Annotated in this window: 17 protein-coding genes; 1 reads left to right on the top strand and 16 read right to left on the bottom strand. The window is 66.5% G+C overall.

The window, feature by feature from the left end; translation table 11 throughout:
• Positions 1 to 6: 6 nt before the first annotated feature.
• Positions 7 to 2,130 carry a 3-hydroxyacyl-CoA dehydrogenase NAD-binding domain-containing protein gene (locus tag ACOYJQ_RS16755; protein WP_433460077.1) on the bottom strand — a complete coding sequence of 708 codons (2,124 nt, stop codon included), beginning with the start codon at positions 2,128 to 2,130 and terminating at the stop codon, positions 7 to 9.
• Between the two features lie 119 nt (positions 2,131 to 2,249).
• On the opposite strand from ACOYJQ_RS16755, the gene ACOYJQ_RS16750 reads away from it, so the two are divergent.
• Positions 2,250 to 3,449: an acetyl-CoA C-acetyltransferase gene (locus ACOYJQ_RS16750; RefSeq protein WP_433460075.1), complete on the top strand. Its 1,200-nt coding sequence runs from the start codon at positions 2,250 to 2,252 to the stop codon at positions 3,447 to 3,449.
• Between the two features lie 129 nt (positions 3,450 to 3,578).
• On the opposite strand, the gene ACOYJQ_RS16745 is transcribed toward ACOYJQ_RS16750, so the two are convergent.
• From ACOYJQ_RS16745 to ACOYJQ_RS16675, 15 genes are all read right to left on the bottom strand, one after another.
• Positions 3,579 to 5,153 (bottom strand): class I adenylate-forming enzyme family protein, encoded by a 1,575-nt coding sequence (locus tag ACOYJQ_RS16745; protein ID WP_433460074.1) that lies wholly within the window; start codon positions 5,151 to 5,153, stop codon positions 3,579 to 3,581.
• A 66-nt stretch (positions 5,154 to 5,219) separates the two neighbouring features.
• Positions 5,220 to 6,215: an NAD(P)H-dependent flavin oxidoreductase gene (locus ACOYJQ_RS16740; RefSeq protein ID WP_433460072.1), complete on the bottom strand. Its 996-nt coding sequence runs from the start codon at positions 6,213 to 6,215 to the stop codon at positions 5,220 to 5,222.
• Between the two features lie 53 nt (positions 6,216 to 6,268).
• Positions 6,269 to 7,444 carry a CaiB/BaiF CoA transferase family protein gene (locus ACOYJQ_RS16735; RefSeq protein ID WP_433460070.1) on the bottom strand — a complete coding sequence of 392 codons (1,176 nt, stop codon included), beginning with the start codon at positions 7,442 to 7,444 and terminating at the stop codon, positions 6,269 to 6,271.
• A 139-nt stretch (positions 7,445 to 7,583) separates the two neighbouring features.
• Positions 7,584 to 8,447, bottom strand: a complete 864-nt coding sequence (locus tag ACOYJQ_RS16730) for an IclR family transcriptional regulator (RefSeq protein WP_433460067.1) — start codon at positions 8,445 to 8,447, stop codon at positions 7,584 to 7,586.
• A gap of 111 nt (positions 8,448 to 8,558) precedes the next feature.
• Entirely contained in the window at positions 8,559 to 9,869 is a 1,311-nt protein-coding gene (locus tag ACOYJQ_RS16725) for a TRAP transporter large permease (RefSeq protein ID WP_433460065.1), read from the bottom strand.
• Between the two features lie 217 nt (positions 9,870 to 10,086).
• The gene (locus ACOYJQ_RS16720; protein ID WP_433460063.1) at positions 10,087 to 10,608 is read right to left on the bottom strand and encodes a TRAP transporter small permease subunit; all 522 of its coding nucleotides are present in this window, start codon (positions 10,606 to 10,608) and stop codon (positions 10,087 to 10,089) included.
• An 83-nt stretch (positions 10,609 to 10,691) separates the two neighbouring features.
• A complete protein-coding gene (dctP, locus tag ACOYJQ_RS16715; RefSeq protein WP_433460061.1) occupies positions 10,692 to 11,795 on the bottom strand; it encodes a TRAP transporter substrate-binding protein DctP in 1,104 nt (367 codons plus the stop codon).
• A 250-nt stretch (positions 11,796 to 12,045) separates the two neighbouring features.
• Positions 12,046 to 12,966, bottom strand: a complete 921-nt coding sequence (locus ACOYJQ_RS16710; RefSeq protein WP_433460060.1) for a LysR family transcriptional regulator — start codon at positions 12,964 to 12,966, stop codon at positions 12,046 to 12,048.
• 73 nt (positions 12,967 to 13,039) lie between these two features.
• Positions 13,040 to 14,458: a hypothetical protein gene (locus tag ACOYJQ_RS16705; protein ID WP_433460057.1), complete on the bottom strand. Its 1,419-nt coding sequence runs from the start codon at positions 14,456 to 14,458 to the stop codon at positions 13,040 to 13,042.
• Between the two features lie 27 nt (positions 14,459 to 14,485).
• Complete coding sequence (locus tag ACOYJQ_RS16700) at positions 14,486 to 15,400, bottom strand: SDR family NAD(P)-dependent oxidoreductase (protein WP_433460198.1); 915 nt, start codon at positions 15,398 to 15,400, stop codon at positions 14,486 to 14,488.
• 88 nt (positions 15,401 to 15,488) lie between these two features.
• Positions 15,489 to 16,247: an enoyl-CoA hydratase/isomerase family protein gene (locus ACOYJQ_RS16695; protein ID WP_433460054.1), complete on the bottom strand. Its 759-nt coding sequence runs from the start codon at positions 16,245 to 16,247 to the stop codon at positions 15,489 to 15,491.
• 122 nt (positions 16,248 to 16,369) lie between these two features.
• Entirely contained in the window at positions 16,370 to 17,221 is an 852-nt protein-coding gene (locus ACOYJQ_RS16690; RefSeq protein ID WP_433460052.1) for a MaoC/PaaZ C-terminal domain-containing protein, read from the bottom strand.
• Positions 17,211 to 18,362, bottom strand: a complete 1,152-nt coding sequence (locus tag ACOYJQ_RS16685) for a thiolase (RefSeq protein WP_433460050.1) — start codon at positions 18,360 to 18,362, stop codon at positions 17,211 to 17,213. Before ACOYJQ_RS16685 ends, ACOYJQ_RS16690 begins: the two co-directional genes overlap by 11 nt.
• On the bottom strand, positions 18,362 to 18,739 hold the full coding sequence (locus ACOYJQ_RS16680) for a Zn-ribbon domain-containing OB-fold protein (RefSeq protein ID WP_433460049.1): 378 nt from the start codon (positions 18,737 to 18,739) through the stop codon (positions 18,362 to 18,364). Before ACOYJQ_RS16680 ends, ACOYJQ_RS16685 begins: the two co-directional genes overlap by 1 nt.
• Before the next feature lie 541 nt (positions 18,740 to 19,280).
• The gene (locus tag ACOYJQ_RS16675) at positions 19,281 to 20,075 is read right to left on the bottom strand and encodes a hypothetical protein (RefSeq protein WP_433460047.1); all 795 of its coding nucleotides are present in this window, start codon (positions 20,073 to 20,075) and stop codon (positions 19,281 to 19,283) included.
• Between the last annotated feature and the right edge of the window lie 193 nt (positions 20,076 to 20,268).

Here is a 20,268-nt window from a genome sequence, read left to right as displayed (position 1 = left end):
CTCCTCTCAGTAGAAGCGCCGCCCGTCGCGGGCCATGTCCTCGACAAGCCGGGGAGGCGCGAAACGCGCGCCTTCGGTTTCCGCCAGTTCCCGGCACTCCGCGACGAAACGCGCGGTCCCCACCGTCTCGATGTACGAACAGACGCCGCCGGTGTGGCGCGCGAAACTCCAGCCCAGCACGGAGCCTATGTCGGCCGTCACCGGGCTGTCTATCACCCCGGCCTCGAAGCATCTGACCGCCTCGATCGCCTGGATGTGCAACAGCCGCCGCCCGATCACCGCGGCGTCCGGCTGCGCGGACGCCGGCGGCCAGAGGTCGGCGAGCCCCGCCCAGAGCCGCGCGCCGTCGGCGCCGTAGTCGTAGAAGCCGCCCCCGTGCTTGCGTCCGAAGCGCCCCGCATCGACGAGGCGCGAGAGCACCGCGATTTCAGGCGTGATCTCGTCCGGCGCGCCGCGATCGGCCGCTTCCTGACGCCGGATCTGCAACATGAGATCGAGGCCGACGCCATCGGCGAGCATGAGCGGCCCGGCGGGCATGCCGACGGCCCTGGCGACGTTCTCGATCACCGCCGGCACCACGCCGTCGCGCAGCAGCGCCATGCCCTCGTTGAGGAACGTGCTGACGCAGCGCGAGGTGAAGAAGCCCGGCCCGTCGTTGACGACGATCGGCACACGCTTGAGGATCCGCGCGAGATCGAGCGCATGCGCGAGGGTTTCGTCCGAGGTCTCCGCGCCGCGGATGATTTCGAGCAGCTCCATGCGCGGCACCGGGGAGAAGAAATGCAGGCCGATGAAACGGTCGGGCCGCGACGCGTTCTTCGCAAGATCGGTGATCGGAATCTTGGACGTGTTGGAGCCGAAAAGGATGTCCGGGCCCGTCGCGGCCAGCGCCTTGAGGGTGACGTCGCGCTTGATGTCGCGATCCTCGAACACGGCCTCGATGACGGCCTCGCAGCCCGCGAGATCGGCGAAATCGCCCGTGGCCGCGATGCGGGCGAGGGTCGCGTCGCGCGCCTCCCGCGACAGGAGGCCCCGGCCGACGCGCTTGTCGAGCGATGCGGCGATCTGGCCCAGCCCCGCCTCGGCCGCCGCCTTGTCGCGATCGATCAGCACCACGTCCAGACCGTTCCCCGCCGCGACTTCCGCGATGCCCGCGCCCATGGTGCCGGCCCCGAGCACGCCGAGCCGCGACAGTTCGAGCGCCGGCGCGGCCGGACGCCCCTTCGCCTTGCGCGCGTCGCCGATGGAAAAGAAGAAGGTGCGGATGGTGTTCTGGGCGACGTCGCCGGTCACGAGCCCGATCATGTAACCGAGCTCGACTTTCAGCGCCGCGTCGATCGGCAGGCGCATGCCTTCGTAGACGCAGGAGAGAATCGCCGGCGGCGCCGGGAAGTTGCCGCGCGTCTCGGCGTGGATCGCGGCGGACTGCACCGCGAAGAACTGCTGCGCCTCGCGGCTGTCGATCGGCATGCCGGGAGCCGCGAAATTCTTACCGTCCCACGGCCGCGCCGGGTCCTCGCACGCGAGGATCATCTCCCGCGCGGCGGACAGGAGATCCCGCGCCGACACCACCCGGTCGATCAACCCCAACGCCTTCGCCTCGCCGACGCCGAGGCGCGTGCCCTTCAACATGAGCGGCAGCGCCTTCCCGATGCCGATCAGGCGCGGCAGGCGCTGCGTGCCCCCCGCCGCCGGAAGCAGGCCGAGCGTCACCTCCGGCAAACCGAATTGCGCCGCCGGGTTGTCGGCCGCGACCCGCATGCCGCAGGCGAGCGCGATCTCGAGGCCGCCGCCGAGCGCCGTTCCCGTGAGGGCGGCGACAGTCGGCTTGCCCCACAGCTCAAGCCGGCGCAGGAAATCCCGCATCAGCGCCATCTGCTCCGCGACGGTCTCCGGCGCCGCACCGCGCAGCGTTTGCAGAAAACGCAGGTCGGCCCCGGCGATGAACGAATCCTTGCCCGACGTCACGACGAGGCCCGTGACGGCCGGGTCGGCGATGATCGCGTCGCCCGCCTCGACGAACGCGCGGCGCACCTCGGGAGAAAGGACGTTCACCGACTGACCGGGCATGTCCAGGGTCAGGATCGCAATGCCGTCGGGACTGATCGTCGTCGTCACCAGTTCGCCCATTCCTGTCGCTTCCTCTGCTTATTTCATTCACTTTGCGGACACTACTTTGTTAAATCGACCATTGCAATACCGCAGAATGAAATTATCATGCTAAAAATGAAACAGGGGAGACTCACGGAATGACCGACATCATGATCTATGACGCCGTGCGCACGCCGCGCGGCAAACGTGGCGGGGGCGCGGCGCCGATCAGCCCGATACGGCTCGCCGCCACGCCCTTGCGCGCCCTGGCGGCGAGGAACGACCTGTCCGGGCAGCCCGTGCAGGATGTCGTTCTCGGCTGCGTCGTGCCGGTCGGCGAACAGGGCGGCGACATCGCCCGCGCCGCCGTGCTGGCCGCCGGCTGGCCGCAGGAGGTGCCCGCGGTCCAGATCAACCGCTTCTGCGGATCGGGGCTCGATGCGGTCTGCGCGGCGGCCGGGCAGATCGGGGCGGGCCAGATCGACATCGCGGTCGGCGGCGGCATCGAGCACATGACCCGCGTGCCCATGGGCGAGGACCGGGGCGCGTGGGCGTCCGACCCGCGCGAGACCCTGGCGAGCCATTACGTCCCGCAGGGCATCGGCGCCGATGTCATCGCCACGCAGCGCGGCTACAGCCGCGCCGACGTGGACGGTTTCGCCGCCGAGAGCCAGGCGCGGGCGGCAAGGGCGCAGGAGGCCGGCGTCTTCGACAGGTCGCTGGTGCCCGTGGCGGATGTCGCCGGGCGGATCGTGCTCGCGAGGGACGAGCATCCGCGCCCCGGCACCGGCGCCGGCGATCTCGCGAAGCTCCGCCCTGCCTTCGCCGATGCGGGCAAGGCCGGCTACGATGCGCGGATAACCCTGCGATATCCGGCGCTGGAGCGCATAGAACACGTCCATACCGCCGGCAATTCCAGCGGCATCGTCGACGGGGCGGCGGCCGTGCTGCTCGGCTCGCCGCGCGCGGCCGGAAAGCTGGGACGCAAGCCGCGGGCGCGCCTGCGGGCATGGGCCAACATCGGCTCCGAACCGTCGATCATGCTCACCGGCCCGGTTCCGGCAACCCGGCTGGCGCTGGAGCGCGCCGGCATGGCGATTTCCGACATCGACCTTTTCGAGATCAACGAGGCTTTCGCTTCAGTCGTTCTCTTCACGATGGAGGAACTCGGGATCGATCACGGCAAGGTCAATGTCAACGGCGGCGCCATCGCGCTCGGGCATCCGCTCGGGGCGACGGGCGCGATGCTGCTCGGCACGGCGCTCGACGAACTCGAGCGGCGCGACGCGGCAACGGCGCTGATCACCCTTTGCGTCGCAGGCGGCATGGGCACGGCCGCGATCATCGAGCGCGTATAGGCATGAAACGAGGCGAAGGCCGGTATCGCCGGTCTTCGCCTTTGATCGATTTTAACGCAAACTGCTCTATCTTTTTGTTTTTACGCGTTTTCTTAACACAGAGCGGCGTCCGCTTTGCTTGAAAACGCGTTAGCCGATAAATTTCTTGAGAGCGCTCTTGAGGATTTTTCCCGTCGGCCCGACCGGCAGCTCGTCGAGCACGACGATTTCCGAGGGCACCTTGTAGGGCGTGAGGGTCTCGCGCAGATGGGCGCGGACGGCTTCGGGATCGGGATGGCGGCCGGCGAAAGGCTGCACGAAGGCCACGATCTCCTCGTTGCCCTGCACGGCGCGCCCGACGACCGCGGCGACGGCCACATCGGGATGGCTGGTGAGCGCGGCCTCGACGTCGGCGGGATAGACGTTGAAGCCCGAGCGGATGATGATTTCCTTCTTGCGCCCCACGATGGCGAGCAGACCGTCCGCCGTCAGCTTGCCGATATCGCCCGTGGCGAGCCAGCCGCCGGGCCGCATCACCTCCGCCGTCGCTTCGGAATTGCGGAAATAACCCGCCATCAAGAACGGCCCGCGCGCCCAGATCTCGCCCGCTTCGCCCGCGGGCACGTCGCGGCCCTCGTCGTCGACGATGCGCAAGTCGACATCGGGATGGACGGCGCCGACGACATTGCTCTCGACATCGAGATTCTCGGGAACGCGCGCGATCGGCACCAGCTCGGTCGCGCCGTAGCCGTTTCCGAGGATCAGTCCGAATTTCTCCTTCACGCGCGCCTTCACGTCGGGATCGAGCGACGCGCCGCCACAACCCGCCACGCGCAGGCAATCGGGCGGAAACGCGAGCCCGTGCTGTTCGGCGTAATCGAGGATCTGGGTGTAGACCTGCGGCACCGTGATCAGCACGCTGACCCGGCCGGCGAGAAGCGATTCCACGAGATGCGCGACCGAAAATCGCACGCGTATCGTCACCATCGCGCCGGCGGCGAAAGTCGCCAGCAGGTTGCTCGCGAACCCGACGCTGTGGCTGAGGGGCGAGATCAGATAGAGCCGGTCCTCGCCCGTCAGGCTGCGCGCGGCGCATTGCGCCTGCGCCTGCGCGAGCAACGTCGCGTTGGTGAGCATCACGCCCTTGGGCGTGCCCGTGGTGCCGGAGGTGAACATGATGAGGCCGATGTCGCCGCGCCGGTCCGCCGCCGCGGGATTGGGCTCGCTTTCGGCGCGAACCGGCGAGAGACGGATCTCGCCGCCGAGTTCGTCATGCACGGTCTCGGTGCAAACTTCGTCCGCGTACAGCCCGGCGCTCGCCGATCCCCCGGACGCGACGGCGCACAGCCTCGGATCGGCGAAGGCGGCGAGCGTCCGGATCTCCGCCACCGCCATCCGCGCGTTGACGATGCTCGCGCAGCCCTCGAGCCGGTTGCACGCAAGCGCCAGTATCAGCGTGCCGATGGTGTTCTCGCCGACGATGAACAGCCGGTCGTTCTGCCGGAAGCCGCGCGATCGCAGCACATCGGCCACCCGATCGGCGGCGGCGTCCAGACTGCCGTAGCTGCAAACCGCGCCGTCGTGTTCGACCGCCGTCCTGCCGGGGTCGACGGACGCCCAATGGCGCACCAGCTCCGCAAATCCCGAAACCGCCGCGGTGAGACCGGCGCTCTCCTGACTGATGCTGGACTGATTGACGTCCGTTTCTTCGGATTTCCTGGACATGCGTTGGCTTCCTCCCGGTTTTTCATGAATGGATATGCGCGATGACGGGACACGCGCGGCAACGGGTCACAGATCGCCTCTCAGGCGCGCCGCGGCGTCTTCCCGCGCCTGGTGATATTCCCGCGCAAGACGGGCGACGATCTCGGCCGCCGGGAGAACATCCGTGGATTGCCCGACGGCCTGGCCGGCGCTCCAGACGTCGCGCCACGCCTTGGGGCGGTCCTCATGCGCGCTTCCCTTCATGCGGCGCGGGCGGGCGAAGGCCGCCTCGTCCGGGTCGATGCCGGCGGCGACGATGCTGGGAACGAGGAAGTTGGCGTGCGTGCCCGATATCAGCGGCGTGTAGAGGATGTCGCGCGCCTGCGCCCCGACGATCATTTCCTTGTGCTCCTGCGGAGAGATGGCCTCGACCGCCGGAATGAACACCGTCCCGCAGTAGACCAGATCGCAGCCCAGGATTTCCGCGGCGAGGATCGCGCGGCCGTTTGCGATGGCGCCCGCGAGGATGAGCGGCCCGTCATGGATTTGCCGCACCTCCTCGATGAAGGCGAACGGGCTGAGCGAGCCGGCGTGCCCGCCCGCGCCCGCGCAGACGAGTATCAGCCCGTCGACGCCCGCCGCCACCGCCCTGCGCGCATGCGCCGTCTGCGCGACGTCGTGAAACACGAGGCCGCCGTAGCCGCGCGTCGCCTCCACCACCTTGTCGGGAGCCGACAGCGAGGTGATGATGATGGGCACCTTGCGCTCGACGCACAGGGCGAGATCCTCGTCGAGCCTCGGGTTGACCTCGTTGACGATGAGGTTGACGCCGTAGGGAGCCGGCGTCCGGCCCGTCCGCCGCGCGAAAGCCGCGAGCCGCGTCTCGATCTCGTCGATCCATGCGGCGAGATCGGCGACCGTGCGGGCGTTGAGCGTCGGAAACGTTCCGACGATGCCGGCGCAGCATTGCGCGACGACGAGATCGACGCCGGAAGCGAGGAACATCGGCGAGCCGATCATCGGCAGCGACAACCGGTTCTTGAGCGCGTGCAGGCGCGTGGAAACATCCGCGTGTTGAGGCATGTGTACCCTCCGGTGATTTCATGTGACCGATTTCGTGAAGCCGCCCGGCGGCTTCAGGCGGCGCATGCGGGCCCGAGAACGCCCGCCCGCGCGAGAGAGCCGATCTCGGCTTCGGAAAAGCCGGCTTCCGCCAGCACCTGCGCGCTGTCGGCGCCGGCGCGCGGCGGCCGGCGGCGCAGGCCGAAGACGCAACCGTCCATCCTGACCGGGCTCGCCGGCGCGACGACACGGCCGATCTCCGGGTCGTCGACGTTCAGGAAAGCGCCGCGCGCCGCAAGCGCCGGGTCCGCGATCGCCTCTTCGAGCGTCAGCACCGGCGTCACGCAGCAATCGCTTCCGGCAAGCTTCGCGCGCCATTCCGCAAGCGTGAAGCGCGCGATTTCGGCGGCGAGGTCGCGCCGCACCGCCGCCCGCGTCCGCGCATCCGCCGGGCGCCCGAGCGGCGCGAGATCGTCCCGCCCGAGTATGTTGCAGAACGCGGTCCAGAACTTGTGCTCAAGCGCGCCGACCGCGAGGTGGCGGCCGTCCGCGGTGCGGTAATAACCGTAGCAGGGAAGCGCGCCGCTCAACGTGTCGCCGCCGGTGGGCGGCGTGCGGCCGTCACGCCGCAGGCCCGCGAAAACCATCGCCGCCGCCGCCAGAACGCCTTCGGTCATCGCGATGTCGACATGGCGGCCGCGCCCGGTCGCGCGCGCGTCGATGACGGCGGCGAGCGTCCCCATCGCCGCCGTCATCGCGCCGCCGACGATATCCGCGAGCGGCAGATTCGACAGCGCCAGATCGCCCGCGGGCGTGCCGACCTGATCGGCGACGCCGGCGAGCGCGCAATAGTTGATGTCGTGCCCCGCGAGGGCGGCGCGGGGGCCGTCGGCGCCATAGCCGGTGATCGAGGTCAGGACGATCGCCGGGTTGCGCGCCCGCAACGCGGCGTGGCCGATGCCGAGCCGTTCCATCACGCCGGGGCGGAAGCCCTCGATGACGGCATCCGCGCCTTCGGCGAGGCGCAGAAAGGCGTCGCGGCCCGCTTCCGCCTTGAGATCGAGGATCAGCCCGCGCTTGTTGCGGTTGAGCAGGGCGCGCATTTCCGCCGGCGCATAGTCGCCGGCCGCCGTATCCTCGATCTTGACGACATCCGCCCCGAGGTCGCCGAGGTGCTGGCTGCACAACGGCCCCGGAAGCAGCCGCGTCAGATCCAGAATGCGAATACCGGACAGGGGAAGACGTTCCATCGGCGAAATCCTTGCATGACGAATATCGGCGCGACCGCGCTATGGCGTTAAACTGAGAAGCGTGTGCACTTTTCGGGCAACTTGATGCGTAAACAAAAGGACAGAGCGGCAGCCCGATTCCGTTCGAATGTTCGCCGCTCTAACCGTTGGGGCTCTTCCAGCCCAGGCTGTGCGCGATATGCACGAGGCGCGGGCCGAACTCGTTTTCGAGGTCCTCGATGCTCAGGGCGTAAGCCGGCCCGCCGCAGTTGAGCGCCATGTAGATGTCGTGCTCGGCGTCGTAGACGGGGGCCGCGACCGCCCGCACGTTGGCGCGCCACTCCCGGTCGACGATGCAATAGCCGCGCCGGCGCACGTCATCGAGGGAAGCCATGATCCGCTTTTCGAGATCGGGCCATTCCGGGCCGTATTCGTGGCGCCACCTGTCGAAGTGTTCGCGTTGTTCCGCCTCGGGCAGGCAGGCGAGATAGGCGCGGCCGCTGGCCGTCGTCGCCATGCCGACGCGGCTGCCGACATCGAGCAGGAGGGAGTTCGACATCTTCGACGAACTGGCCGCGACGTAGATCATCGAATCCGCGTCGGCGCAGGAGAGCGCCACCGAAGCCTTGGCGAGTTCGGCAAGTTCCTGCATGCTGCTTTGCGCCATCTGCCGGATGCGCATGTTGCCCAGCACGCAGAAGCCGAGCGACAGCAGCGACGGCGCCGGATAGAACTTGCGGGCCTTGTCCTTGCGCAGATAGCCGAGCTCCGTCAGCGTGTAGGTCAGCCGCGTCACCGTCGCCTTGGCGATGCCCGTGCGTTCGGACAATTCCGCGTTGCCGAGAGCGCCCTGCCCCGGCCGGAATGCCTGGAGAAGCTGAAGCGCCCGCGCCACCGACCATATGAACTTGCGGTCGTCGCCGTATGTCGCCTCGAGTTCCGAAATCGGAACCCGTCGTTCGAAATTTCGCTGTCCGGCCGTGTCGATGACTTGCGTCAACCCGGCGAGGCTAGAATCCGGCATGATCTTCTCCATTGCGGTACGGATATTCCATTTCCAGCATAGCGAAGATTGAATGGCAGGAGTAGCCTGCCGCAGCTTGAAACGGGAACGGCTTCCGCCACAGGCGTTGCATCAGTCGGCCATCATGCTCGGCAGGAACAGGCTGATGGCGGGGAAGGCGATGAGCAGCGCGACGATCACGATCTCGGCCAGGAGAAACCAGGTGACGCCGCGGAAGATGTCCATCAGCTTCACCTGATCGCCGAGCACGCCCTTCACGATGAACACGTTCAGCCCCACCGGCGGCGTTATCAGACCGATCTCGATCATCTTCACCACCAGCACGCCGATCCAGATCAGGTTCATCTCCATCGCGTTGAAGGCGGGCAGGAGTATCGGCAAGGTGATCAGCATGATGCCGATCGGATCGAGAAACATTCCCAGCACCAGATAGAGGGCGATGAATATCGCGAGCAGGAGCCCCGGCGTGAGGTTCGTCGCCTCGATCAGCATCCCCATCTGGTGCGGAATGCCCGACACCGCGATCAGATTGGCGAACAGCGAAGCGCCCATCGCGATGAAGAACACGCTGGCCGAGCTGCGCAGGGCGTCCAGGAGCGCGTCTTTCGCGATTTCCAGCGTCATCTGGCCGCGCAGGGCGATGATGGCGATCGTCGCGATGGAGCCGATCGCGGCCGCCTCGGTCGCCGTCGCCAGTCCGGTGTAGATGCTGCCCATCACCACGACGATCAGCAGCGGCACGGGCCAGATTTCGGCCAGAACCGCGACCCGCTCGCTCCAGGTCGACGTTTCGCGGGTTCGCGGCGCCACGGACGGATCGAGCATGCAGCGCACGACGATGATGACGCAATATATCGCCGCCGTCAGAATTCCCGGCAACAGCCCGGCCATCAGCAACTGGCCGATCGGCTGCTCGGTATACCAGCCGTAGACGATGAACAGGATCGACGGCGGGATCAGCGCGCCGATCGTGCCCGAAGCCGCGATGACGGAGGTCGCCAGCGACGGGGCGTAGCCCGCCTTGAGCATCTCGGGACCGGCGAGCCGGGACATCGCCGCCGTCGTGGCGAGGCTCGAACCCGACGCGGAGGAGAACATCGCCGTGGCGACGTTCGTCGCGACGGCAAGCCCCCCCGGCAGCGCGCCGAGCCATAGCCGCGCCGCCTTGAAAAGCGACGACGTCAGCCCGCCGCGATGCGCGAACGCGCCCATGAGCAGAAACATCGGGATGGCGCTGAGGGACCAGTGCGCGGCGAATTCATAGGGAATCCCGGCAAGGGAGGACATCGCCGCGCGCGGACCGCGTATCGCCCAGATTCCGATCACGGAAAGCAGCAGCAGCGCGACGGCGACCGGCATGCGCATGGCGAGCAGAACGAAAAGTCCGATCAGCACGAGAATGACGACAGTGGTGGGGTCCATTTGACGATCCAGGGCGTTGGGGGCTGCGGACGGCGGCGGCTTGCACGGCTCGCCCGATATGGCGCGCGGCGGTGCGCCGGAGCGTTTTCCGGCCCGTGATGACCGGAAAGCGGTCCGGAGACTTTCCGCGTTTCGTTGAAACGCGGAAAGTCCTCTCACTTTTTAATTTCGAGCGAATTCTGATCGATTAAACGATTTCATTTAACCGGAACGCGCCCTATGCCGTTTTCCTGCGGTATCCCGCACCGATGCAGATATTTTCGATGGTCGTGACGCAGAACGCGAGCAGCAGCGCGGCGATGGACGCCACGTAGATCCACCTGACCGGCCATACCGGCAGCATCTCGATGCCGTACTCGACATATTCGCGCTGGGCCGTTCTGCGCAGGGCCAGTTCGAAAGCCGCCGAAAACCAGTAGTAAAGCAAGACGACCGCCAGCACGCCGACAAAGGCATTGAGCAATGCCCTGCCGCGCGGCGTCATGGAATGGGTTGCGATATCGACGATGACATGATCGCCATTGAGTTGCAGCAACGCCAGCGGCGCGAAAACCGTCACCACCATGTACCAGTGCGCGGTTATCTCAAGCGTGCCCGGCAACGAATGGCCGAAGAAGGTTCTCAAGATGACGTCGGCCCCGATATGCACCATCATGGCCATGATGCTGAGGCCGCCGAGAGCAAACCCCGCATAGGCGATAACCGTCACAAGACGCCGCAGGCCGTTAACAATGCCCATTGTCGACTTCCTCCCGAAGATTTGAAACGCGGGGACGCCGCCGCTCTCCGGCGGCACGGCCGCAGCGGAGACGATCGCTTCGGCTACCGCCGGATGCGGTCGTAGATCTCCGACCGCGCACGGGCGGCAAGCGCGGCGCGATCCTCGCCCGTCTCATCGAGGATCTTTTCCCACTTCGCCAGCGTATCGCGGAAGCCGGAAACGAGCGCCTCCGGGTCGGCCACGCGCGCGCGCCGCGCCCGGTCGATCGCGTTGCGAACCGCTTCCTCGCGCGCCTTCTCGAAGGCGGAGACCAGTCCGTCGTCCGCAGGCACGTAGCTGACGCCGTGCTCGGCCGCTTCCCTGCGCACATCGGCCTCGATCGACAGAAACTCGTTCGACACGCCCAGAATCATGTCGGGCATCGCATCGAGCACGGCGGCGCGGTGCCTGTCGCCCAGATCCTCCCAGACTTCGCTGCTGACGGTCATCATGTGCCCGCCCTGGAAGGCGCCGAGCGGCAGATCGAAGACCACCTTGATCGAATCCCACAGGCTCATCGTCCTGAGCCAGTAATGCGGCGCGATGGCGCAATCGATGAGCCCGCGCTGAAAGGCTTCGTACATGTCGCTGGCGGGAACGTTGACGACGCTGGCGCCGACATTGGTCGCGATCATGCTCCAGTTGCCGGTCGCCTTGATTCTCTTGCCGCTCAACTGGGCCGAGCTGGTGATCCCCTGGCGGCAAAGCAGGTAATAATCGGAAATGCGGTGTATCGCGAGGCTGTTCACGCCCGCCCGCTTCAGGTCGCCCGCGCAGCCGGGGCAGCCGAGCAACTGGAATTCGGTGACGGCGAGACTGCCGGCCCTGATATCCGCCGGCCCCATGCCGAGATCGTTGATGAGCGTGCTGTGGGGAAGCTCCGACGGCAGATAGGCGTCGACCACGTAGCCCGCCGAGACGACGCCGGATTCGATGCCCTCGAGCGTCGTCCTCTCCTTGACGATCGAGCCGCCGATCTGCGGCTCGATGACAAGGCCGCCGCCGGTGGATTCCGCTATCTGCGCCCGCAGGGGCTCCAGACCGCCGGTAATGACCGGGTTGCTCGGCGACAGATAGGCCCCGTAGGTGACGGTCTCGGCACGGGCCGTCGAGACCGACGCGACAGCCAGAATCACGCCGAAAAGCGGCGCTGACATGCGATGCATTTAACCCTCCCAATGTTTGTTATTTCCCACTTTTCTACTCCGTCCAAGGAGATTATGCAACAATCAATTTCGCATAGCGGTATATGATTTTCGATTTTCGCTATTCCTGCGCGCATCCGACGCACCGCCGAATGAAGCGGATGCCGGTTTCCGCAGGGAAAGCGCGCCGGAGCGTTTTGGCGCGGTCGCGGCGCTTCGGTTCTTCCGGGACGAGGGAACGGCGGGCGGACGGGAGCGCCCGAAGGCCGGACTACCGCTTCATGCCGGGCCAGCGATCGTCTGCCGCCAGCGAGCGGATATGCGCGACGAGGATATCGGAGAAGTGCCGTATCAGGCGGTCGGCCTGGCGCAGTTCCGGCACCCAGAGGACGAGGGTCCGGCTGAGTTCCGGCTCGACGATCGGCCGCACCGTCAGCCGGCCCTGACGACACATGTCCTCGACCGAGTTCATGGACAGGATCGTGCGCCCCATGCCGCGCTCGACGAAGAAGAGGATGGCCGAGACGACATCGATCTCCAGCACGACCTCCATCGGCGCGCCATGGACCGCCGCCACGAGATCGATGATCTGGCGCAGCCCGTGGGCGGGGCTCGGCAGCACGAACGGACGTTCGCAGGCGCTCGCGAAAGTCACCGGCTCCATCGTCGTGCCGTCTCCGGGCGGACCGACGAGGTAGAGCTGCTCGCGCAGCAGCGACGTCGCCCGCGCGCTGCGCACCGGAGCGAATTCATAGGTGATGCCGAGGTCGATCGTGCCGCGTTGAAGCCAGTCCCGCACATGGCCGGTGAAGCCGGAAGCCACGCGCAGCATCGCGTGCGGATACTCGGACATGAAACGATCCACGAGCGGCACGGTCAGGGTTTCGGCCAGCGCCGGCGGCAGGCCGAGCGTCACCGTGCCGCGCAGTTCGCCGTCCCGGCCAGCCACCTCTGAAATCATCTGCTCGACGCCATCCAGCAACCGGGCCGCGCTCGACGCCAGCAATTCGCCCGCGTCGGTCGGCGTCACGCCCCGGCCATGCCGGCGCAGCAGTTCGACCCCCAGTTCCTCCTCGAGCGCCTTCACCTGACGGGTGAGCGCGGGCTGGGCGATGTTCAGCCGCTCCGCCGCCGCCGTGATGCTGCGCATGCGACAGATTTCCAGAAAATTCCTGAGCTGCCGAATCTCCATGATGCGCGGATCATATCCCCGGAGCGCGACCGGCGCATATGAAACGTGGCGGGACCGCCGCCCGCGGCGCGGGTCAGAACAGGCCGACAGCGACGGCGGCCGCCATGCCCGCTGTCCATAACGCCAGCGCCGACAGGCTGTAGAGCCCGTTCCAGCGAAAGCCCACCGTCGCGGCCGGGCGCCCCGTCAGGGCGCTGGCATAGGCGACGGTGGTGATGAACGGCGTGAAAACCATGACGCATGACCAGGAGCCGGCCAGACTGAGCGCGATGGCGAGATCGCTCAGCCCCGGCACGGCGAGTTGCGACATCAGGCTGCCGAGGATGGACACGGTGATGATCGGGTTGATTCCAATGGTGCCCAGACAGAACAGCGTCAGGTTGATCGCGATGATCATCTGCCATGAATCGACGGAAACCGTGGTGAAGGCCGCCTGCACCCGCTCGACCGGAATCAGTTCGAGCGCCAGCACCGACAACAGCCCCGCCGAGGCGAACACGCCGATCTCGCCCGCCGCCAGCGGAAACTGCCGGATCGACGCGCCCACGACGCGCAGCACGGCGCCGGCCGCGCCCTCGGGCCGAAGCATGCCCAGCCGCGCCGCCCAGGCCAGGCTGTAGACCGGCACCGCCACCAGCAGGGATTGCTGAAAGCCCAGACCCGTGCCGAAGTGAAGACCGAAGGTCGATAGCCCCAGCGCCGCCACGTGCCCGAGCAGCAGCGGCACCGCGCCGCGATCGGCGGGATCGGGCGGCGCGGGAGCGCCGGGCAGGACGGCGGGCGCGGTCAGCCTGTCCATCAGCCAGCCCCAGAGCACGAAGACGAACGACAGGGCGAAGCCGACAGGCCCGATCTGCGCATAGTGCAGTCCCGGCAGGGACATCAGCAGGATGTTCATGCCGAAGCCGAACGGCGCCCAGAGCGGCACGAGGCTGAAGCCCCGGAGCACGGCGACAGTCATCCGCCGCAGCTTCAATTCCCGCAGGTGCTCGGGCAGATGCTGCGAGTCATGCAGCACCGATCGCCTGGCCATGTCGAGCAGGATCGCTATGCTGCCCATGTTGACCAGAACGCCCAGAACGTGCCCGCCGAAGTTCAGCGCCAGATAGCGCCGCCCCGGCGGCTGCGACGTCAGATACCGGCCGGCCCGCGAAATCTCCGGCGCCTCCGAGGCCACGAGGCGCAAGACCCCGAGAAACGCCAGCAGGGCGGCGAGAAACGTCATCCGCTCGATGGCCCGGATCAACGTGTCCGGACCAAGCCCCTGCCACAACGATATCGCCAGAAGCAGCACCGAGAGACTCACCGGCACCCATGTCGCGATGGAGAACCTGCGCCAGCTCAACATGAAGTAGACGGCAAGCGCCGCCCCGGCGACGAGGCTCAGCGCCGGGGCGGCGACGAAAATCCCGGCGACCGAAATCGCCACGACGACGCAGATGCAGACCTGGGCGACCAGCGCCGCAAGGCCGCGGTCATCGTAGCGAATCATGGCATGGTCTCAAATCGGATCCCGAAATCAGATGGGGTCCCATGAGAAGACATCGCCACTTCGTTCCAGCGGCGTCAAGCCGGAGCGGAAGGCCGGAAGCGCGCGCTCCGCGATGGTCGCGGCCGTCCAGCCCTCGGCATTGTGCGCGCTGCGGACGGGGCGCGGCTGGCTGAACAGGAACACCTCGTTGAGCCGGGCGGCCAGGATCTGGCCGGACACCTCACGGGCGGCGTCCGAGACCAGAAACACCGCCAGCGGCGCATTCGTTTCGGGCGTCATCTTCTTCATGCGTTCGACGCGGGCGATCTCCTGCGGCGTGTCGGCCGGGATGGAATTGGTCATCCGGCTCCACGCGAAGGGCGCGATGCAGTTGGAGCGCACGTTGTAGCGCGCCATGTCGAGCGCGATCGATTTCGACAGCGCGGCGATGCCGAGCTTCGCGGCGGAATAGTTCGCCTGCCCGAAATTGCCGATCAGGCCGGAGGTCGAGGTCATGTGCACATAGGCGCCGCTCTCCTGCGCGCGGAACGTCTCGGCCGCGGCGCGGCTGACGTAGAAGCTGCCGTTCAGATGCACGTCGATCACCGAACGCCAGTCCGCCGGGTCCATCTTGTGGAAGATGGCGTCGCGCAGGATGCCGGCGTTGTTCACCACCGCATCGAGCCGTCCGAAGTTGTCCAGCGCGCACTGCACGATCTTCCGCGCGCTGTCCCAGTCGGACACGCTGTCGGTGTTGACGGCGGCCGCGCCGCCGGCGGCCTCGATGAGGGCCTTCGTTTCCTCGGCCGGACTGGCCGAGCCTCCCGTGCCGCCCAGCGACACGCCGATGTCGTTGATGACGACCTTCGCCCCCGCCTTCGCCAATTCCACGGCGATGGCGCGGCCGATGCCGCCCCCCGCGCCGGTGACGATCGCCACCTTGTCCGTCAGCCCCAGATCGATTGTCATTGTCGGTTCCCTCCGTCAACATGCGTCACTGTCGCGGCCCGGCGCCGGCCGGGCCGCGCTGCTCGTCCATCCTCGCCTGTCGTCAGGCTCCCCTGAAAACCGGCTTGCGTTTTTCGAAGAAGGCCGCCCGGCCCTCGGCCGCATCCGCGCTGGCCAGCAGGAACGGCTGGATCTCGATCTCGTAGCGCAGCGCGTCGTCGACCGCGCGGGCGAAGAAATCCTTCATGCAGGCCTGCGCCAGCGGCGCGCGTTCCGCCGCCGCGCGGCCCCGCCCGGCGGCCCGCCGTAAAGCCTCTCCCGCGGGCACGATCTCGTCCACGATGCCCAGCGCGCGCGCCTCGTCCGCACCGAGCGGCTCGGGCGCGAGCATCAGCCGTCGCGCCACGGCCGGCCCGACGCGCGCGGGCAAGGTGGCCATCATTCCCAGATCGGGGATCAGCCCCACCCTGGCGAAGCTGGCGGCGAAACGCGCCGTCTCCCCGGCCACGATTTCGTCGCAGGCGAGCGCAAGGGAAAAGCCGGCGCCGGCGGCCCAGCCCTCGACGGCCGCGATGATCGGCTTGGGATAGCGCACCATGCGCCGGATCAATTCGGCTGCAATGGCCATGCGGTCACGGGCCGCAAGCGGATCGAGCTTCTTTTGCGCCGCAAGATCGCCGCCCGAGCAGAAATGCCCGCCGGCGCCCGTCAGCACGACCGCTCGCACGGCCTCGTTCGCCTCCGCCTCGGCCAGCGCGGCGGTCAGATCCCGCCGCACGGCGACGCTCAGCGGGTTGCGCCGGCCGGGGTCGTCCAGCGTCAGGATCAACACATCATCGTTCATCAGCGCGGAAACGGACATCGCTCACGCTCCCCCGTCTGGACGGGTGGCCTTCTGGCTCATCGTTCTTCCTCCCGTCAGGGCATTTTTCGACCGATCACGATCGCCGGATGCCCCGCGTTTCATTATCGAGCGAATGCTCGTCAATCGAAATCGCAACGGCCGTTGCCGATGGCGACGACATCGCGCTCGACCACCCGCGTGCGGAACGAACCGTCCTTCCAGATCTCGGTGCGCAGCGTCTCGCCCGGCAGGACCGGCGCGGTGAACCGCGCATCGAGGCCGCGAAAGCGCGTCTCGTCATAGTCGCACAGCACCGCGAGCAGCGCGTGCGCCGTCACGCCGAGCGAGCAGAGGCCGTGCAGGATGGGCCGCTCGAAGCCCGACCGCGCCGCGACCTGCGGATCGAGATGCAGCGGGTTGTCGTCGCCGTTCCAGCGGTACCAGAGCGCCTGTTCGGGCCGGGTGGGCGTATCGACGGTGAAATCGGGCGCGGTCTCCGGCAGGCGGTGCGTGGGCTTCTCGGCCACGCCCGATCCGCCGAAGCCGCCGCAACCGCGCAGGAAGGTGGTGTTGCGCGTGGTGGCCAACAGCGTCCCGTCCGCTGCGTCGTGCAGCGTTTTTTCCGAATAGAGCAGCGCGCCGCGCCCCTCTCCCTTGTCGACGAGGCCGGTCACGCGGGTCTTGCCGACGACCGTGCCGGCGAGCTTGAGCGGCGCATGCAGCGTCAGCCCCTGCTCGCCATGCACCACCTTGAGCGGATCGACGCCGGTGCGCGGATCGGCCAGCCAGAAACCGGGATGGGCCAGAACCAGCGGAAGGGTCGGAAACGGCGTGACCTGCGCCGCTCCGCCCGCGTAGCGCAACTGACGGCGATCCATCGGGTCGCGCCCCAGCCCGATCGACAGCGCGTAGAAGGCCGTTTCCCTCGGGCCGTAATCCTGACGCACTTCCAGAATGTCGTAGTTCAGGAGATTTTGCGGATCAAAGGGCATTTTCCGATCCCAGAAAAGCGGTGACCTGGCTGGACAAGGTGCCGCCGTTGCCGTGCAGAAGCGCGATGTCGCAGTTGGCAAGCTGCCGTTCGCCCGCCTCGCCGCGAATCTGCGCGACGCTTTCGGCGATCAGGAACATGCCGTACATGCCCGGATGCACGCACGACAGCCCGCCGCCGTTGGTGTTCACGGCCAGTTCGCCTCCCGGCGCGATGCGCCCGTTTTCCACGAAGCGCCCGCCCTCGCCCTTGGGGCAGAAGCCGAGATCCTCAAGGAAAAGAATCGTGTTGATGGTGAAGGCGTCATAGACCATCACCAGATCGACGTCCGAATGGCTCACGCCCGCCATCTCGAAGGCGCGCGGGCCGCTGTCGGAAGCGGCCGTCACCGTCAGGTCCGGCATGGCCACGATGGAGCGGTGCCAGTTGGCGCCGGCCGAGCCGAGGAAATACACCGGCTTGTTGGGAAAATCCTTCGCCCGGCGGGCGCTGACCAGAATGCAGGCCGCGGCGCCGTCGGTGACGAGGCAGCAATCGCCCGAGGTCAGCGGATCGGACACCATCCGCTTGCCCAGCACGTCCGCGCGCGTCAGCGGGCCGCGGGCGAAGGCTTCCGGGTTGAGGTTCGCCCACTGGCGCGCGGCCACCGCGACATCGGCGAGCTGTTCGCGCGTGGTGCCGTACTGATACATGTGACGGCTGGTGGCCAGCGCATAGGCGGTGATCGGATGGCGCGGATTATAGGCGGTTTCGTGCCATTGCGGCTCGGACATCGACACCAGCCGCCCGCCGGCCGTGCGCTGGTTCGAGCCGTAGCAGATCAGCGCCACCTCGCACAGCCCCGCCTCGATAGCCAGCGACGCCTGCAACAGATGCAACTCGAAGCTCGATCCGCCGACATTGGTCGCATCGAAATATTTCGGCCGGATGCCCAGATATTCGACGACGCTCATCGTGGGAAACGCATGCCCGCTGGTCGCCGCGAACACCGAATCGATGTCGGAGAGCTTCAGCCCCGCGTCGTCCAGCGCGCCCATGGTCGCCTGTCCCAGCAGTTCAATGGCCGAGAAGCCCGGCGCCTCGCCCACGCCCGCGGTCGCCATGCCGACGATGGCGGTCTTGCCTCTGATCGGATGCGCCATCACGCAACCTCCTCGCTCACGGGATCGAACACGACACGCGGCACGGGGGCCGTCTCTACACGGGCGCGCACCTTCGTGCCGATCGGCACGGTCTCGACGCCGGCGATGTGCGACATCATCCGCGGACCTTCCGCGAGATCGACCAGCGCCACGTTATGAGATCCGCCCTGCTTGCGGTTGACGGTGATGGCATAGACGGTGCCGAGCCCGCCGGCCTCGACCCATTCCAGATCCATCGCGCCCGACCGGGCCATGACCTTCGGCCAGAACACGTATTCGCCGGTGGAACGAGACCGCTGGATCATGAATCGGCCTTCGGCGAGAAACGCCTCATATGTCGCCTGCGGCCCCAGGCCGACATCGGCTGGCACTGTCATCGACTACCCTCCCGTCAAATTTTCTTGCCCGTTCGTTCATTCAAAATTTGCGGCCATTTCACAAATACATGTATTTGATTTCCCCCATAACGGATTGGCATGGCCCGGCCGGAATCCGACACAAGGAACCGGCGGCGAACATTCAAACCGACCCCGCAACATGATTCTCGCTCGGGATTGCCGCGAGCGTGCGAGAAAACGCCACTCCGGTTTGGCAGCCTCCACCCGCGATTCGATTGCTTCATGAGCGAATGACTTCCGGAGCGCGAAAAAACCGCACCGGTCGACAGGTTTTTTCAGCACGATCATGCCGGGTTTGCCCCAACAGGCGCACTGCGGCGTCACCGCTAAAGTTTTCCGCAATCACCCGGGCTTTCGCGGCGTGGCAGGCTCACTTTTCCATAGCCAATCGGGCAGGGGCGGCCGCGAGTTCTCCGGCCCAACGGTGACAGACCAGAAAACGCATGCACTTTTCGGAAAAACTTGATGTGCAAACAAAGGGATAGAGCGACGGCGCGATTCCGTTTGAATGTCCGTCACTCTACTCGCGGCGCATGTCCGTCAGGGCGTTGCGCATCGGGGTGCTGGATATCCCGAAGACGCCGCGATAGGGAAAATGCAGGTCGATGATAACGAACATGGCGGTCGAAACGCAGAGGACGCCGATGGCGAGCACGGTCATGCTCAGCACACGCCGCTGCACCTGAAGTCCGAAACTGAGGAAAACCAGCGCCAGCCAAAAACTGATGACGACTGTGAATAGCTTGCCTGAGGGAGCGTATGTATCTTCGATAACGGACCAACGCCCGGCCAGCACCGTTCCGTATTCCGCCCGGCATCTCGCAAGAACATTTTGCCCGGTAGCATCTGTCGGAGCGAGGGAGTCAATTGCCAGCCCGATGTTGTTCATCAATTTTGTGAGCCCCGCATCTTCTCCGCGCAATGCCATGTGCCGGGTGTCGAAGCCGGTTTCAATGTCCGGCGCCTCCTCCCCAGGCCAGGTACTGATAATAACCGCGGCGGTATATTGGCGAAGACGCAGGCGCGTCGGCTCCATCTGCGGAGCAAAGTTTCGCAGGCATTGATCGAGATTCGCCAGATGCGCGGCATAGGTCGCCCGATCACGGCTGGCGGCATCGAACGCGGCTTTCGATGTAGAAAGGTGAAGGCTCAGTATCAACGCCGCAAAGGATACGAGCAGCCCGGTCACCAGGCGCACCGCATCCATGTTCTCGCTGGAGAAGTGTCCTTCATCAAGGCACTGTCGCAGCACCAAACCGCCGATAGCGCTCAGACTGAACAGCAACAGAAAACTTAGTCCGTAGACGAATTCCATATCAGAAAACCGCGATTATTTGTTGGTTAAGGCTGTTGCATTAAACCAAAAATAAGGAGGTGATGTGTATCCATACGCCGGGGGCCGCCTTGCATATCTGAGCCTTTTCGGAAAGCTCAGGCTATATCGACGTCAATATGGACGGTGTTATAGCCATGGACATTATTAGAGAGAGTCAGCCGCCGATCAGTCG

This window comes from Pseudochelatococcus sp. (assembly GCF_050946405.1).
Classification (GTDB): Bacteria; Pseudomonadota; Alphaproteobacteria; order Rhizobiales; family Beijerinckiaceae; genus Pseudochelatococcus.
Note: the sequence above shows the minus strand (reverse complement) of the source record. Positions and strands in the feature narration are given on the sequence as shown.